The sequence below is a fragment of the Haloechinothrix halophila YIM 93223 genome, from assembly GCF_000504245.1.
Classification (GTDB): domain Bacteria; phylum Actinomycetota; class Actinomycetes; order Mycobacteriales; family Pseudonocardiaceae; genus Haloechinothrix_A; species Haloechinothrix_A halophila.
This window is the reverse complement of record NZ_KI632509.1, coordinates 4,204,696-4,218,704: the sequence shown is the minus strand read 5'-3', so window position 1 is coordinate 4,218,704 and position 14,009 is coordinate 4,204,696. Positions and strand designations below refer to the sequence as shown.

At 68.7% G+C, this 14,009-nt stretch carries 9 protein-coding genes; 7 read left to right on the top strand and 2 right to left on the bottom strand.

Going from position 1 to position 14,009, the window contains the following annotated elements; translation table 11 throughout:
* Positions 1–18 precede the first annotated feature (18 nt).
* Positions 19–1,407 (bottom strand): condensation domain-containing protein, encoded by a 1,389-nt coding sequence (locus AMYHA_RS19190; protein ID WP_051400094.1) that lies wholly within the window; start codon positions 1,405–1,407, stop codon positions 19–21.
* A 191-nt stretch (positions 1,408–1,598) separates the two neighbouring features.
* On the opposite strand from AMYHA_RS19190, the gene AMYHA_RS19185 reads away from it, so the two are divergent.
* Entirely contained in the window at positions 1,599–2,780 is a 1,182-nt protein-coding gene (locus AMYHA_RS19185) for an acyl-CoA dehydrogenase family protein (RefSeq protein ID WP_034273234.1), read from the top strand.
* Between the two features lie 27 nt (positions 2,781–2,807).
* Positions 2,808–3,233 carry an SgcJ/EcaC family oxidoreductase gene (locus tag AMYHA_RS19180; RefSeq protein WP_034273232.1) on the top strand — a complete coding sequence of 142 codons (426 nt, stop codon included), beginning with the start codon at positions 2,808–2,810 and terminating at the stop codon, positions 3,231–3,233.
* A gap of 137 nt (positions 3,234–3,370) precedes the next feature.
* On the opposite strand, the gene AMYHA_RS19175 is transcribed toward AMYHA_RS19180, so the two are convergent.
* On the bottom strand, positions 3,371–4,591 hold the full coding sequence (locus AMYHA_RS19175) for a cytochrome P450 family protein (protein WP_034273230.1): 1,221 nt from the start codon (positions 4,589–4,591) through the stop codon (positions 3,371–3,373).
* 315 nt (positions 4,592–4,906) lie between these two features.
* Here AMYHA_RS19175 and AMYHA_RS19170 point away from each other — a divergent pair, with 315 nt between their 5' ends.
* The 5 genes from AMYHA_RS19170 to AMYHA_RS19150 all read left to right on the top strand — a co-directional run bounded on the left by AMYHA_RS19170 (position 4,907) and on the right by AMYHA_RS19150 (position 14,007).
* Entirely contained in the window at positions 4,907–10,750 is a 5,844-nt protein-coding gene (locus AMYHA_RS19170) for a type I polyketide synthase (protein WP_084037374.1), read from the top strand.
* 128 nt (positions 10,751–10,878) lie between these two features.
* Positions 10,879–11,337: an acyl-CoA thioesterase gene (locus tag AMYHA_RS19165; protein ID WP_034273228.1), complete on the top strand. Its 459-nt coding sequence runs from the start codon at positions 10,879–10,881 to the stop codon at positions 11,335–11,337.
* A gap of 68 nt (positions 11,338–11,405) precedes the next feature.
* On the top strand, positions 11,406–11,984 hold the full coding sequence (locus AMYHA_RS19160) for a flavin reductase family protein (protein ID WP_034277974.1): 579 nt from the start codon (positions 11,406–11,408) through the stop codon (positions 11,982–11,984).
* Between the two features lie 15 nt (positions 11,985–11,999).
* The gene (locus tag AMYHA_RS19155) at positions 12,000–12,260 is read left to right on the top strand and encodes a DUF6222 family protein (RefSeq protein ID WP_034273226.1); all 261 of its coding nucleotides are present in this window, start codon (positions 12,000–12,002) and stop codon (positions 12,258–12,260) included.
* 208 nt (positions 12,261–12,468) lie between these two features.
* A complete protein-coding gene (locus AMYHA_RS19150) occupies positions 12,469–14,007 on the top strand; it encodes an acyl-CoA carboxylase subunit beta (protein ID WP_034277971.1) in 1,539 nt (512 codons plus the stop codon).
* Positions 14,008–14,009 lie beyond the last annotated feature (2 nt).

The following is a 14,009-nucleotide window of genomic DNA, read 5'->3' as shown; positions in this document are numbered from 1 at the left end:
TCCCATCCTGAATTCCAGTTACTGAGCGGGCAGGGAGGCGTCGCGATTCACCACGGGCGCGTCAGGGTCGGTGACGGTTTCGGCGACCGTTTCGGTGAACACGGTGATCAGTTCGGCCATCCGCTCACCGTCGAACAGGTTCGTGTTGTAGCCGAGCCTTCCCGCCAAATCGCCGGAGAAATCCATGTCGAGATGCCACATCGCGCCATCGGGAATGTCGCCGCCGACCGACTGCGAGCGGGTGCGTCCCCTGATCTCGGTGTAACGTGCGGCGCCGATGTCGCCTTCCGCGGGCATCGGGGAGCGGAACACCTGGAACGCACAGATCGCGTGATCGTCGGTCGCGGCGGGTCCCATCAGCGCCGGTGCTTCGGCGAGGATCTGTCCGAACGGGATGTCGTGGGCGTACGCCGCGAGGCAGGTCTTCCTGGTGCGCGCGATGACGTCGCGGAACGTCGTGCAGCCACCCAGATCCGTGCGCAGTGGGACGAAGTTGAAGAACGACCCGACCGTGTCATGGAACTGTGCCTGGCCCCTTCCCGAGGAGAACGTCATCACCACGATGTCGGTCGCACCGGTCAGCCGGTGCAGCGTGACGTTGTACGCGGCGAGGAAGACCATGAACGGCGAACTGCGCGTCTCACGGGCCACCGAGGTAACCGCGTCGGCGACCTGGGCCGGGATGGTGAACCGCTGCCACGCGGTCGACTTCGGCAGCCCCTCAGAGCGGGCGTGATGGGTGGGCAACGCCAGGATCTCCGCGTCCCGCAACTGCTCGCGCCAGTACGCGGCCGATGCCGCCTGGTCATCGGCTGGCCGCTCGCGTTCCCAGGTGGTGTAGTCGCTGAACTGCGGCGCGACGCCGATCGCAGCGGACGGCTCGCCGTCGCGTGCGCTGTAGCATGCGGCGAGATCGCGCATGATCAGCGGCATCGACCATTCGTCGGCCGCGGTGTGGTGCACGACGAGCACCAGTACCGCGTCGGTGTCGTCGAACCGGCCGAGTACGGCGCGCAACAGTGGCACCTCGTCTGCGGGGTAGGTGCCCGCCTCGACGTCGATGATCAGCTCCTCGGCGCGGGCGTCCCGGTCGCCGTGGGGGCCGAGGTCGCGGATGTCGAGTGATACCGGGCGCGGCGGGTGGATGGCCTGGTGGCCGGACTCGCCCTCCCTGACGACGACGGTGCGCAACGCCTCGTGCCGCACGACGATGTCGTTCAGTGCGGCCCGCAGCGTCCCGGTGTCGATGGCGCCGGTGATGCGGCTGGCGTAGCCGATGTTGTACTGCGGGCCGAACGGGCCCTCGCCGTCGCCCTTGTCGAACATGCACAGGAACTCCTGATTGAGCGAAAGCGGAATCCGGCGCACCTGCGTATCCGGTTCCGTCGCATTCTCGGCGATGCTCATAACCGTGCGAATCCTCCTTCGGCGGGTGACGTTCTGGCGAGAAACCCACGAAACCCAACGGTAGCGATGCGGCGCCGAGGATGGTTCTCCTGCGTTGTCGGCTGTTTCGCGGAAAACGCAATCAGCGAGACGCGGGTCGTATTCAGGCAGTGGGAGCCTCGGTCGGCAAGTGCGCGACCTAGGAGGCTGCATTGTCCGCTCCCGAAATACCGACACGCGAGGAATTGGTGCGCCGTGCGTCCGATGCGGCGGACGTGCTGCACGAGCACGCGGCGTGGGCCGAGCAGAATCGGCGCATCCACCCGGATGCGATCGACGCGCTCGCCGACGCGGGCGTGTTCCGGCTACGTACCCCGCGGCGCTACGGCGGCTACGAGGCCGACACGGCGACACTGGTCGACGTCGCGACCGAGCTTGGCAGAGGCGACGGCGCGGCCGCGTGGACCGCCTCGGTGTACTGGATTCCGACCTGGATGACGTGCCTGTTCCCCGATGAGGTGCAGGACGAGGTGTTCTCGACCCCCGACGTGCGGATCTGTGGCACGCTGAGCCCATCGGCGATGGCCGCGCCCGCCGACGGCGGTGTCGTCGTCAACGGCAAGTGGGGCTTCATCTCAGGGGCGCACCACAGCCACTGGCAGGAAATCATCGCGATCCTTGCCGACGGCGAGTCTGAGCCGTACCCGATCATGGCGCTTGTCCCGATGTCGGATCTGCTGGTCGTCGACGACTGGCACACGGCTGGCCTGCGCGGCACCGGCAGCGTCAGCACCGTCGCCAAGGACTTGTTCATCCCCGCCGAGCGCGTCCTGCCGCTGCCGTCCGTGGTGCAGGGACAGATCGCTTCGACGATCAACAAGAACTCGGCGATCTATCGTGCCCCGCTGCTGCCGGTGGCGTCGGCGTCCTCGGTCGGTACCGTGGTCGGTCTCGGTAAGGCCGCCACCGACGCGTTCTTCAAGCGGCTGCCGAACCGCAAGATCACCTACACCGGCTACGAGAGCCAGCGCGAGGCCCCGCTGACCCATCTGCAGGTCGCCGACGCGGCCTTGAAGCTGGACCAGGCCGAGTTCCACGCCCACCGGCTCACGTCGCTGGTCGACGGCAAAGCCGAGGCGGGTGCCGAGTGGAAGCTGGAGGAACGGGCGCGGGCGCGGGCCGACATGGGTGCCGTCGTCCGGCTCACCAAGGAAGCGGTGGACATCTACAACACCGCCAGCGGGGGCTCCTCGATCTACGAGGACGTGCCGATCCAGCGGATCAACCGCGACATCCAGGCCGTCAACCTGCACGCCCTCATGCACCCGAACACCAACGCCGAGCTGTACGGCCGGGTGCTGTGCGGGCTCGAGCCCAACACGACCTACATCTGACGAGCAGCCGACGACAGGGAGGACACCATGACCACCACAGCCGACACCAGGGCCGAGACCGGCCCGTCCGACGCCGACCAGGCAGCGGTCGCCTCGCTGACCCAGCGAGTCGTCGCGGCGTGGGCCTACCACGACGCCGACGCTTTCGCCTCGGTGTTCACCGAGGACGCCACCATGATCCTGCCCGGCGTCTACCGCAAGGGCGCCGACGAGATCCGTGCCTACATGGCTGAGGCGTTCGCGGGCAAGTACCAGGGCACCCAGGTGACCGGCAAGCCGGTCGACCTGCGCTTCCTCGCACCCGACGTGGCGATCCTGCTCACCGCCGGCGGCGTCATGCACAAGGGCGAGTCCGAAGTGGCCGATGAACGCGCCATTCGGGCGTCCTGGCTCGTCGTCAAACGGGACGGACAGTGGCGGCTTGCCGCCTATCAGAACAGCCCCCGGTTCTGAGGCCAGCCACGCGAAAAGACCTTCCGGCTGTATCGCCGGAAGGTCTTTTCGTTGTGCTGGGGGACGGCGGCTCGCGAGCGGGCTGGTGCGGGGGCTGTGCCATGGGGCCGTGCCTCGGCGGCACGGCCCCCGCACACTCAGCGCAGCAGCACCGGCAGGCTCTGGTGGCCGTTCATGATGAACGTCGGTAGCGGCCGCAGTTCCTCGGGTGGCACCGCCAGCCGCAGGTCGGGGAAACGCTCGAACAACGTCGACAGCCCGATCTTGGCGACCAGCCTCGCGATACCCGCGCCGAGGCAGTAGTGCGGGCCGAGACCGAATGACAGGTGGTCCTTGTTCTCGCGGGTAATATCGAAGACGTCGGCACTGTCGCCGTGCAACTCGGGGTCGCGGCCGATCGCGCAGTAGTTCACCAGGATCGGGTCGCCCTGCGGGATCGTCACGCCGTCCAGTTCGATGTCCTCGACGGCGTAACGCAGCGGCAGCTGGGCCAGCGGTGACTGTGCCCGCAGCGTCTCCTCGATGACGTCTTCCCACGCGATCGCGCCCGCGGTGACCAGCGACCGCTGCTCGGGGTGGGTCAGCAGCGCGGTGATCGCGTTGTCGAAGAAATTGATCGTGGTCTCGGAACCGGCGCCGAGGATCGCGAAGATCGTGTCGGTCAGCTCCTCTTCGGACAGACGAGAGCCGTCCTCGTCGCGCGCGGCGATCAGGTCGCTGGTGATGTCCTCACCAGGGTTCTCCCGTTTGGCCGCGATCAGCTCGGCCATCGCGCCGCGCCAGCCGAGCAGGATCGACTGCGCCTGCTCCGGGGTGACCGTTGTGTCGACCATCATGTCGATCACCTTCGCGGTCTTGGCTCGGGCGTCCTCCGACATGCCGATCAGGTCGGCGACCAGCATGGCTGGCAGCGGATAGGCGAACCGTTCCCGCAGGTCGACGACCTCGCCTGCGGGGGTGGCGGCCAGCGACTCGATGAGCGAGTTGGTCAGCGCCTCGATGTGTGGCCGGATCGCTTCGGTGCGACGCGGGGTGAACGCCTTGCCGACCAGCCGCCGCAACCGGACGTGGTCCTTGCCGTAGGCCGTCACCATGTTGTCCATCGCGATCCAGCTGATCATCTCCCAGTCGGGCGGGATCTCGCCGTTGATGAACGCGGGCCAGTGGTTGCGGGCGCTCTTGGTCACCCTCGAGTCGGTCAGCACCGTGCGGATGGCGTCGTGGCCGGTCAGCGACCACGCGACGACACCGCCGGGCAGCTCGACCTGGACGGCGGGGCCGAGCTTGCGCAACTGCGCCGTCTCGGCGTGGATATCGGCTCCCGTCGTGTCGAGTGCGACAGGACAGTGATTCTCCATAATGACCGCTCCCAATACTTCGTCAACGCCAGAAATGAAACACTCCCGTGGCGAGAGTAGCGATGTGGCAATGCCCTTCCAATGGTGTTTCCACAATTAACGGGAAATGCGCATTCCAGGAGAGGTAGCGGATTCGCCGCGCGGATTCATCTGCCGGGCAGGTTCGGAGAAGACGCTGGTCGAGACGTCCGGCATGGTGGATTGTGACCACGGACGACACCGGAGCGCAGGAATCGCGCCACGGTTGAACGCGGGGTCGGCTGCAGTTGTGTCGCAGCGGAAAACGCGGGCAAGGACGGAAGGTTGTCACCGAGCATGAACAACCAGCGGATCGCAGTTATCGGGATCGGTCTCCGTTATCCGGATGCGCACACGCCCGGTGAACTCTGGGAGAACGTGCTGGCGGGAAGGCGGGCGTTCCGGCGGTTACCGGACGAGCGGATGAATCGATCGGACTACTACTCGCCCGATCCAGAAGCGCCGGATCGCTTCTACACCGAGAAGGCCGCGGTGCTGCGCGACTTCGAGTTCGACCGGGTGCGGTTCAGAGTCGCGGGCAGCACGTTCCGCTCGACCGACCTGACTCACTGGCTCGCGCTCGACGTCGCCTCGCAGGCACTGGCCGACGCCGGATTCGCCGACGGCGATGGACTGCCGAAGCAGTCGACGGGTGTCGTGCTCGGCAACAGCCTGACCGGGGAGTTCTCCCGTGCGAACGTGATGCGGCTGCGCTGGCCGTACGTGCGCCGCACCGTCGCCGCCGCGCTCGCCGATCGGGGCTTCAGCGACGACGAGACAGCCACGTTGCTCGCGGAGCTCGAGGTCCGCTACAAGGCGCCGTTCCCGGAGATCAACGAGGACACCCTCGCCGGTGGGCTCGCCAACACCATCGCGGGCCGGATCTGCAACTACTACGACCTCGCCGGCGGTGGCTACACCGTTGACGGCGCCTGTTCGTCCTCGCTGCTCTCGGTGATCACCGCGGCGAACGCGCTCGCCGATGGCGACCTCGACGTCGCGCTTGCCGGTGGTGTCGACCTGTCGATCGACCCGTTCGAGGTGATCGGTTTCGCCAAGACCGGGGCACTGGCCACCGGCGAAATGAAGGTGTACGACCGCGACTCCAACGGGTTCTGGCCCGGCGAAGGCTCCGGGCTGCTCGTGCTGATGCGCGAGGAGGACGCCGTCGCGAGGGGTGCGCGGATCTACGCCTCACTCACCGGCTGGGGGATGTCGTCCGACGGCAAGGGCGGCATCACCCGCCCAGAAGCCGCTGGACATCGGCTCGCGGTCGCCAGGGCCTACCGGCGGGCCGGGTACGGCGTAGAGACGGTGTCGTACTTCGAAGGCCACGGCACCGGCACTGAGGTCGGTGATGCCACCGAGATCGAGGCGCTGTCCACCGCGCGGCGCGACGCTGACCCGGCGGCGCCGGTCGCCGCGCTGGGCACCATCAAGGGCAACATCGGTCACACCAAGGCCGCGGCGGGGGTCGCTGGGCTGATCAAAGCGGCCCTCGCCGTGCACCACGGGGTCATCCCGCCCGCGACCGGCCAGGTCAACCCGCACCCGTTGCTGCTGGAGGATGGCGCGACACTGCACGTGCCGACCGATGCGCGCGGTTGGCCGGACGACCACCCCGCCCGCGCCGGGGTGTCCGCCATGGGCTTCGGCGGCATCAACACCCACATCGCGCTGGAACAGGCGCCGGGTACCACCCGACGTGGTGAACTGGACGAGCGCACGAAGCTGCTGGTCAGCGGCAGGCAGGACACCGAGCTGCTGGTGTTCGACGCCGACGACGTCGAGCAGTTGCGTACGCGTATCGCCGAGATACGCGAGGTCGTCGGCGCGTTGGCGCTGGCAGAGTTGGCCGACATCGCCCACGCGCTGACCGGTACGTTGTCCGGCAAACCGGTGCGCGCCGCTGTCGTGGCGAGCAGCCCCGACGTCGCGGTGCGGAAGCTGGGCAGGTTGATCGAGCTGATCGACAACGGCGAGCAGACGGTGTTCTCCGGGCTGGAAGGCATCTTCCTCGCCACCGCCGCCGAGCCGAGGATCGCGTACCTGTTCCCAGGGCAGGGCTCGGGGCGCGGCGCCGTCGGCGCGATCCGCAGGCGCTTCGCCGTCGCCGAGGACATCTTCCGTGCCGCGAACTTGCCCTCGGACGGCGACCAGGTGGCCACCAACGTCGCGCAGCCCCGCATCGTCACCGGCTCGCTCGCCGCGCTCCGGGTGCTCGGGCAGCTCGGCGTCGAGGCGGCCACCGCGGTTGGGCACAGCCTCGGTGAGCTGACCGCGCTGCACTGGGCGGGCGCGATGGACGAGGACGCGCTGCTGCGGCTTGCCACCATCCGAGGCACGGTCATGGCTTCTGCCAGCAGGGGCGACGGCGCGATGGCTGGCCTCGCCGCGTCCCCTGACGTCGTGGAGCAGCTCATCGGTGACTCCGACGTCGTCATCGCGGGTTACAACGGTCCACAGCAGACCGTGATCTCCGGACCAGCTGAGGCCGTCGAGCGGGTCAGCACGCAGGCGCTCAACGCTGGTATGCAGGCGACACGGATCAACGTCTCGCACGCCTTCCACTCGCCGTCGGTCGAACCGGCGGCCGTCGCGATGGCCGACGAGCTGGCGGCGTTCGACTTCGACCGGCTCAGCCGACCCGTCGTGTCCACGGTGACCGGTGAGGTGCTGCACGCGGCGGACGACTTGCGCGCGCTGCTGCAGGATCAGGTAGTGCAGCCCGTGCGGTTCCGGGAGGCCGCCGCGAAGGCGGCCGAGCGCGCGGACCTCGTCGTCGAGGTGGGGCCGGGCAAGGTGCTCGGTGGGCTGATGGCCGACATCGCGCCGGACAAGCCGGTGTTGTCGGTCGATACCGACAATGCCTCGCTTGGCGCGTTGCTCGGCGTCGTCGGTGCCGCGTTCGTTGTCGGGTCCGATGTGGACTTCGATGCGCTTTTCGACGGCAGGGTGGTGCGCGACGTGCCGCTCGATGGCGCGATGACCTTCCTGTCGAACCCGTGCGAGGAAGCCCCTGACATCGCCGCCGAGCTGAGCGCCGTGCGGCCTGACCACGGTGCCGCGACCGAGGCTGGGTCCGCCCCTGCCCAGTCCTCGGCCGCGGCACCGCCCGAGCTGGACCCCGCGGCGGCGGACGCCACGCTCGAACTGCTCCGCAGGCTCGCCGCGGAGCGGGTGGAGCTGCCGATCGAGACCATTAGTGCCGACACCCACCCGCTCGACGACCTGCATCTCAGCTCGATCACCGTCGGTCAGCTGGTCAATGAGGTCACCAGGGCGCTCGGCAGGCCACCGCTTGAGGCCATGCCGAACTTCGCGACGGTCTGCCTCGGCGAACTGGCCGAGATGATCGACGAGCTCGCGCAGACCGCGCGGGAGACCGACTCCGGCGGCGGCGCCGAGGTCGCTGGCGTCGCGCCGTGGGTGCGCCCGTTCGCGGTCAGCTACCGGCAGGCGCAGGAGCCACCTGCTGCCGAGGTCGTCTCGGGTACCACGCACAACGAGTGGACGGTGTTCGCGCCGGAAGGGCACGTGCTGGCCACGCCTCTCAAAGCCGCGCTCGCGGGCGCTGGCATCGGGGACGGCGTGCTGCTGTGCCTGCCGCCCGACTGCGACGCCAGCCACTCCGGGCTGTTCCTCGACGCGGGCCGGGCCGTGCTGGCCGCGCCCACCGGCACGCGGTTCGTCGTGGTGCAGCAGGGCCTTGGCGCATCCGGTCTCGCCAAGACGCTCCGGCTGGAGGACCCCTCGGCCAAGACGACCATCGTCGACCTCGCCGACGTCACGCCCTCCGACACCGCCGCTGTGGAGCAGGCGGTCGCTCGGGTGGTCGCTGAGGCCGCGTCGACCACTGACTTCGTTGAAGCGCGTTACGACGCCGATGGCAGGCGGCTGGTACCGGTGCTCACGCCGCCCGCGGCCGAACCCGCCGCAGGCGACTTGCCGCTCGGGGACGGCGACGTGCTGCTGGTTACCGGCGGCGGCAAGGGTATTACGGCCGAGTGCGCGCTCGCCATCGCCAGCGAGTCGGCCGCGACACTGGCACTACTCGGTCGCAGCGCACCGGAGGACGACGACGAGTTGGCCGCCAACCTGGCGCGGATGGACGCCGCCGGGGTGCGCTACACCTATCAGCAGGCGGACGTGACCTCGGCCGAGCAGGTCGCGGAGGTGGTCACCGCGATCGAGGCCGAGCACGGCCCGGTGACGGCGGTGCTGCATGGCGCTGGCCGGAACGATCCCGGCGCGTTGTTCAGCCTCACTGAGCAGAGCTATCAGGCCACGCTCGCGCCGAAGATCGACGGCCTGCGTGCCGTGCTGAACGCTGTCGATGCGGACCGGATCAAGCTGCTTGTCACGTTCGGCAGCATCATCGGCAGGGCCGGCCTGCGTGGTGAGGCGCACTACGCCACCGCGAACGACTGGATGACCGAGCTGACGGTGCGGTTCGCCGACGAGCATCCCGGCGCCCGTGCGTTGGCGCTCGAGTGGTCGGTGTGGTCCGGCGCGGGCATGGGGGAGCGGCTCGGTGTCGTCGAGGCGCTCAAACGCGACGGCATCACCCCGATCCCCACTTCGGAGGGCATCGACGTGATGCGCAGGCTGCTCGCCGACCCGGACGCCGCGCCGGTGCAGGTCATCTGCGGCAGGACGTCCGGCCTGCCGACGCTGCCGATCGAGCGCGGCGAGCTGCCGCTGACCCGCTTCGTCGACCGGGCGGTGGTGCACTATCCGGGCATCGAGCTGGTGACCGAGGCGGATCTATCTGAGGGCAGTGACCCGTACCTCACCGACCACTTGCTCGACGGCGATTTGTTGTTCCCCGCGGTGATGGGCATGGAGGCCATGACCCAGGTGGCATCGGCGCTCACCGGGCACGACGGGTCTCCTGTCCTGGACGACGCCGAGTTCCTGCGGCCGATCATCGTCGCGCGGGGCGGCTCGACCACGATCCGGCTCGCGGCGCTCGCCCGCGACGCGGAGACTGTTGATGTCGTGCTGCGCAGCGCGGAGACCGGTTACAGCGCCGACCACTTCCGCGCGACGTTGCGCTTTCCGCGACCGGACGTGCCCGTCGAGTTCGACGCGCACGACGCGGTGTCTCCGCCGGTCCCGGTCGATCCGGTCACCGAGCTGTACGGCGGGGTGTTGTTCCAGGGCAAGCGGTTCCAGCGGCTCGTCGCCTACCGCAAGGTCAGTGCGCGGCACGCGGTGGCCGAGATCGCAACGACCACCGACGCCCCCTGGTTCGCGCCGTTTCTGCCACAACAGCGGCAGCTGGCCGACCCCGGCACGCGTGACGCGATGATGCACGCGATCCAGTGCTGCGTGCCGGACGCGACGCTGCTGCCGCAGGGGGTAGAGCGGCTCTACCTGGCCGATCGCGACGCGCAGGACACCGAGTACGTGCTCCTCGACGCACGGGAGCGTTCGCAGGACGGCGACAGCTACGTCTACGACATCGAGGTGCGCGACCCTGACGGCGCGGTCGTTGAGCGCTGGGACGGGCTGATGCTGCGCGCGGTCCGCAAGCGCGATGGTGCTGGCCCGTGGGTGCCGTCGATGTTGGGTCCGTACCTGCAGCGCTCCGTGGAGCGGGTGCTGGCTGGCGACCTCGCGGTCGCGGTGGAGCCCGATCCGCCTGGCGTCGAGACCGGCGGCACCGAGGGCAGGCGGGCACAGACCGCCGTTGCCGCGCGGCGGGCGCTGGACCGCGATGTCACGGTTCACTACCGGCCGGACGGCAAGCCGGAGGTCGACGGTGCGGAGATCTCCGCGTCCCACGGCGCGGGTCTCACCGTTGTCGTCGCCGGACAGGGCGAGTTGACCTGTGACGTCGAGGCCGCGATCGACCGGGAGGACGAGGACTGGACGGCACTGCTCGGCGCGGAGCTCTTGGCGGTGGCCGAGCAGATCGGAGCGGAGACCGGCGAGTCCAGCGCCATCACCGGGACGCGGGTCTGGAGCGCGATGGAGTGCGTACGCAAGACCGGACTGATGACCCAGTCGCTGGCCGTCGACCGCGTCCATCCCGATGGCTGGGTGTCCCTCGCTGCGGGCGAGGTCAGGATCGCGACGTGGGTGACGACCGTCAATGACCGTGCTCATCCGGTGGTGTTCGCGGTGCTCGCGTGAGGACCGCTTGCGGGTCCGAACCATCGGACGTGAGGACCGCTTGCGGGTCCGAACCATCGGACGTGAGGACCGCTTGCGGGTCCGAACCAGCAGGCGTCATGGGCCAGTCCTAAGAGGAGGGTGGAACATTGTCCGGCTATTACGAGATCACCCACACCGTCGGGTTCGAGGAGACCAACCTCGTCGGCAACGTCTACTACGTGAACTACCTGCGCTGGCAGGGCCGCTGCCGGGAGATGTTCCTCAAGGAGAAGGCGCCGGCAGTGCTCGAGGACGTCCGCGACGAGCTGAAGCTGTTCACGTTGAAGGTCGAGTGTGAGTTCTTCTCCGAGATCACCGCGTTCGACGAACTGTCCATCAGGATGCGCCTTGAGGAGTTGACTCAGACGCAGGTGCAGTTCGCGTTCGACTACGTGCAGGTCACCGGCGGCGCGGAGAACTTGGTCGCCAGGGGACGCCAGCGCATCGCGTGTATGCGCGGGCCCAACACCAACACCGTTCCCGCCAGGGTGCCGCAGGCATTGCGCGACGCCCTTGAGCCGTACGCCGACCCGCAGGTCATGCAGGCCGGCGTGGGATCAGCCTGAGCGCGAGCAGCCACGGAGGAGAAGTGTCCGACAACGGTCAGACCGCAGCAGTACCTCTGCAAACCCTGATGCCGCCGCAGCGGCGTGCCGAGCTGACGAGGTCACCGCGCCGCTCACCGCGCGCGTTATCGCCGCAGGCCGCGCTGCGCTCGGTGATGTCGCAGTTCGCTACCGGGGTCACCGTGCTGACCGCGGGCAGCGGCAGCACCTGTCACGGCATGACGGCGAACGCGTTCACCTCGGTCTCGCTCGACCCGCCGATGGTGCTGTGCTGCGTGTCGCGCGCGGCGCGTATGCACGAGCTGATCATGTCAGCGCACTCGTTCGCGGTGTCGATCCTCGGTGCGGACCAGAAGTCCGTCGCCCGCTACTTCGCCGATTGGCAGCGGCCGAGCGGGCGTGCCCAATTCGACGCCGTGCACTGGGAGCGGGGCCAGCGCACCGGGGCCCCGCTGCTGTCCGGTGCATTGGCGTGGGTGGAGTGTGAGCTGGTCAAAGCCTACGACGGCGGCGATCATTCCATCTTCCTCGGCGACGTGTTGCAGGCGCAGCGCAACCAGGACGCCGCTGCGGCCGCGCCGGGCAGTGGCTCCGACGCGTTGTTGTTCTTCGCTGGTGACTTCCACCGGCTGCCGAAAGCGAGTTGAGGGGAGGGAATAGAAATGATCGAGCGAGAGCAGCAATCAGAGCAGGAGAACAGCGGACAACCGCATGCCGGTGTGCCGCGCGGTGAGTTGCATGTCGCCGGTTCGCACGCGGACGAGCCGCACACCGCTGAGCCGCACGAGCAGCCACCCCAGCGGGTCGTCGATGACACCGCGGGCGTGCACCGGCTCGGACGCGGGGTGCGCTGGTCGGACATCGTCGCGATGATCGAGCGCGACCGGCTGGCGTCCGAAGCCGCACGGAAGGAGGCGGCGTGAGGACTGCTCGCAGGTCCGAACCATCGGACATCACGCTCGCCGACGCGGAAACGCTGGCGCGGCACGGGGCTCTCGGAAAGGAGGCGGCGTGAGCTCGCCCGCCACACCGCCCGCGCAACCGGATACCGGTACGCCCGACCCTGCCCCGCCGAGGTTGCGGGTCGTCGGCCCCGACGGCAAACCGGAGCCGGTGCGACCGGATCGGACGATGCCGCATCTGCGGGACCGGCGCGCGCGGCTGCGCGACGAGATCACCGCCGGAGCACCTGCCGCCGTGCGACGGCAGCACGATCTTGGCAAGCGCACCGCGAGGGAACGGTTGGAGTTGCTGCTTGACCCCGACTCGTTCATCGAGATCGACATGTACCGGCGGCACCAGTCGTCGAGCGCGACGCTGAAGTCTCGCCCGTACACCGACGGTGTTGTCGCCGGGTCCGGCACCGTCGATGGCAGGCGGGTGTTCGTCTACGCGCAAGACTTCACCATCTTCGGCGGCTCGCTGGGTCAGGCGCAGGCGGCCAAGATCCACAAGGTGATGGACCACGCGCTGGCCACCGGTGCGCCGCTGATCGCGCTCAATGACAGCGGCGGTGCGCGCATCCAGGAAGGCGTGCTCTCGTTGCACGGCTACGGTGGGATCTTCCGGCGGCACGTCGAGGCGTCCGGGGTGATTCCGCAGCTCAGCGTGATCATGGGGCCGTGCGCGGGCGGCGCGGCGTACTCACCGGCGCTGGCCGACTTCACGTTCATGGTGCGCGGTACCGCGCAGATGTATCTGACCGGACCTGACGTCGTGGCCGCCGTCAGTGGCGAGCGGGTCAGCCACGATGAGCTGGGCGGCGCGGACGTGCACGGCTCCCGCTCGGGTGTCGCGACCCTGGTCTACGACGACGAGGAGAGCTGCCTCGACGACGTCCGCTACCTGCTCTCGCTGCTGCCTGCCAACAACCTCGACGTCCCCCCGCGCGCGCCAGCGCCGGACGCCGAGCAGGACGAGCGGCCCGCGTTGGCCGACATCGTGCCTGTTGAGCCGAACCAGCCCTATGACATGCGCGACGTCGTCGCCGAGATCGTCGACGACGGCGAGTTCTTCGAGTTGCACGAGGACTGGGCGCAGAACGTGATCTGTGGGCTCGGCAGGATCGGTGGCGACGTCGTCGGCATCGTCGGCAACCAGCCGCAGGTACTCGCCGGTGTGCTTGACCGCGTCGCGTCGCAGAAGGCCGCCCGGTTCGTGCGGTTCTGCGACGCCTTCAACATCCCGCTGGTGACCCTGGTCGACGTTCCCGGTTTCCTGCCGGGCACCGAGCAGGAATACGCCGGGGTCATCCGGCACGGCGCGCAACTGCTCTATGCCTACTGCGAGGCATCCGTTCCGCGCATCCAGGTGATTCTGCGCAAGGCGTATGGCGGCGCCTACATCGTGATGGACTCTCGCTCCATTGGCACCGATCTGTCGCTGGCGTGGCCGACCAACGAGATCGCCGTGATGGGCGCGGAGGGCGCGGTCAACATCCTGCACCGCAAGGACCTCGCTGCCGCCGACGATGCTGCCGAACGTCGCGCGGAGCTCGTCGCGGAGTACACCGACGAGTTCATGCACCCGCATTACGCGGCCGAGCGGGGCCTCGTCGACGACGTCATCGACCCGGCGCAGACGCGCGCGATGGTGGCGCGCGGCTTGGCGATGCTGCGCACCAAACGCAGGCGCATGCCGGAACGCAAGCACGGCAACATTCCGCTGTAGCA